This is a genomic window from Rhizobacter sp. P2_H2 (genome assembly GCF_056403375.1).
Window position 1 is genome coordinate 1 of sequence record NZ_JBFUFP010000828.1, and the last position, 2,451, is coordinate 2,451.

Genomic DNA, 2,451 nt, shown 5'->3' on the forward strand with positions numbered 1-2,451 from the left:
AGCAGAAGGTGATCGACGAGATGGTCGACATCGCGCGCAAGGACGCGGTCTGGTCGTTCGGCTACTACCCGTATGCCGCCGGCGCCTACCAGCAGTGGGTCTACAACGGCAAGCCGACCATCATGATCCGCGACATGGTGCGCTACCACCGGCTCGACCCGGTGCTGCGCACCGCGAAGCAGGCCGAGTGGAACCACCCGGTGTACTGGCCGCTGCTGCTGATCGCGGCGGCGCTCGCGCTGCTCGCCTGGATCGCGCGGCGCGGCTTCATCGCCCGCGAACGCGCCAACGCCCTGGCCGGCGTCGCCACCCGTCCCGCGAAAGCCTGACCGATGCTGAACTACGTGATCCGCCGTGGCTTCTAYGGCTTCCTGATCCTGCTCGGGGTCAACCTGTTCACCTTCCTGCTGTTCTTCACCGTCAACACGCCCGACGACATGGCGCGCCTGAACATCGGCGGCAAGCGCGTCACGCAGGAGCAGATCGAGAAGTGGAAGACCGAGCGCGGCTACGACAAGCCGCTGTACGTCAACGACAAGGCGAGCGGCCTCGAGCGCATCACCGACACCGTGTTCTGGGACCGCTCGGTCTCGCTGCTGGCGCTGAAGTTCGGCCGCTCCGACGCGCGCAGCGCCACCGACATCGGCCATGAGATCCGCACCCGCATGTGGGTCAGCCTGCAGCTCGCGGTGCCGCTGTTCCTGCTGCAGATCGTCGCGAGCGTGGGCTTCGCGCTGCTGCTGGTGTTCTTCAAGAACTCGCGCATCGACTTCTGGGGCGTGGTCGCCTGCGTGCTGATGCTGTCGATCAGCAGCCTGTTCTACATCATCGTCGGGCAGTTCCTGTTCTCGCGCATGTTCCGGCTGGTGCCGATCTCGGGCTTCGCGCCGGGGCTTGATGCGGTGCGCTTCCTGATCCTGCCGGTGATCCTGTCGCTGCTGTCGCGCCTGGGCGGGGAAGGGCGGCTGTACCGCGCGATGTTCCTCGAGGAGATCGGCCGCGACTACGTGCGCACCGCGCGCGCCAAGGGCCTGTCGGAGCCGCGCGTGCTGTTCCGCCACGTGCTGCCGAACGCGCTGATCCCGATCATCACCAGTGCCGGCAGCTACCTGCCCTACGTGTTCCTCGGCAGCCTGGTGTTCGAGAGCTTCTTCGGCATCCCGGGCCTGGGTGCCTACGTGATCGATGCGATCTCGGGGCAGGACTTCGCGATCCTGCGCTCCATCGTCTTCATCGGCTCACTGCTGTACATCGGCACCTACATCCTCATCGACATCGCGTACACCTGGGTCGATCCCCGGGTCCGGCTCAGCTGAGCGCGCACCGGGACTGAACTCATGCCGAAGATTGTTTTCCTGTGGTCGGACGTGGTGGTGATGCTGCTCGTGCTCGCCCTGTTCGTGTACGGCTGGCGCATCCACCGCAGCCCCAACCTGCGCGCCTCGTGGCTGAAGGTGTTCCATGACCCGGCGGCGATGTGCTCGGCGGTGATCCTGCTGGTGTTCCTCGGCGTCGCGGTGGTCGACAGCGTGCACTTCCGGCGCGCGCTGCAGAACGCCGCGAGCGCCGGCGCGCAGCAGGCGCAGGCCTACAGCACGCGCACCGAATCGCTGCTCGACGTGGTGCTCTCGACGCAGGTCGAGGGGCGCGAGACCACCTATTCAGCGCCGCTCGCCACGCGTGCCTTCACGAAGGATTCGCGCGAGGTCAACGGCCGCACCGAGCGCATCTTCCCACGGCTCGACCACGGCGGCGCGCACCTGAAGGACGATGCGGCCGAGTGGGCCGGCGACGTGGCGCGGCGTGCCCTGCTGGGCCTCGTGATCGGCATGCTGGTCGGGCTGGCCATCGTGTCGGCGGTGGCCGCGGTGGTCGCGCGCGTCAACGGCTGGACCTGGCGCCAGGCGTGGCACCAGCTGCTGCACAACCACACCGACCTGCCGCTGCGCGCCGGCCTGATCACCGTGCTGGTGCTGTGCGCGGTCTTCGGGCCGATCTTCGCGCTCGCGACCCAGTACCACGTGTTCGGCACCGACCGCACCGGCAACGACGTGCTGTACCAGGCCTTCAAGAGCATCCGCACCGCGTTCGTGATCGGCAGCCTGTCGACAGTGGCAACGCTTCCACTCGCGGTCGCACTCGGCATCCTGGCGGGCTATTTCAAGGGCTGGATCGACGAGGTGATCCAGTACCTCTACACGACGCTGTCGTCGGTGCCCAACGTGCTGCTGATCGCCGCCTGCGTGCTGATGATGCAGGTCTTCATCGACACCCACCCCGACCTGTTCGAGACCGGCGCCGAGCGCGCCGACGTGCGGCTCTTCCTGCTGTGCGTGATCCTCGGCCTGACCGGCTGGGCCACGCTGTGCCGGCTGCTGCGCGCCGAGACGATGAAGCTGCGCGAGCTCGATTACGTGCAGGCCGCCACCGCGTTCGGCGTCAGCTCGTGGC

Annotated in this window: 2 protein-coding genes and 1 pseudogene; all 3 read left to right on the plus strand. The window is 67.4% G+C overall.

Going from position 1 to position 2,451, the window contains the following annotated elements:
- Positions 1–329, plus strand: a pseudogene (locus tag AC1D15_RS26930) (ABC transporter substrate-binding protein); the annotation flags it as partial.
- Between the two features lie 3 nt (positions 330–332).
- Positions 333–1,316 carry an ABC transporter permease gene (locus AC1D15_RS26935; RefSeq protein ID WP_047510525.1) on the plus strand — a complete coding sequence of 328 codons (984 nt, stop codon included), beginning with the start codon at positions 333–335 and terminating at the stop codon, positions 1,314–1,316.
- Positions 1,317–1,337: 21 nt separating this feature from the next.
- Positions 1,338–2,451 (plus strand): ABC transporter permease (locus AC1D15_RS26940; protein WP_477828417.1); only part of this gene is annotated, 1,114 nt, incomplete at its 3' end.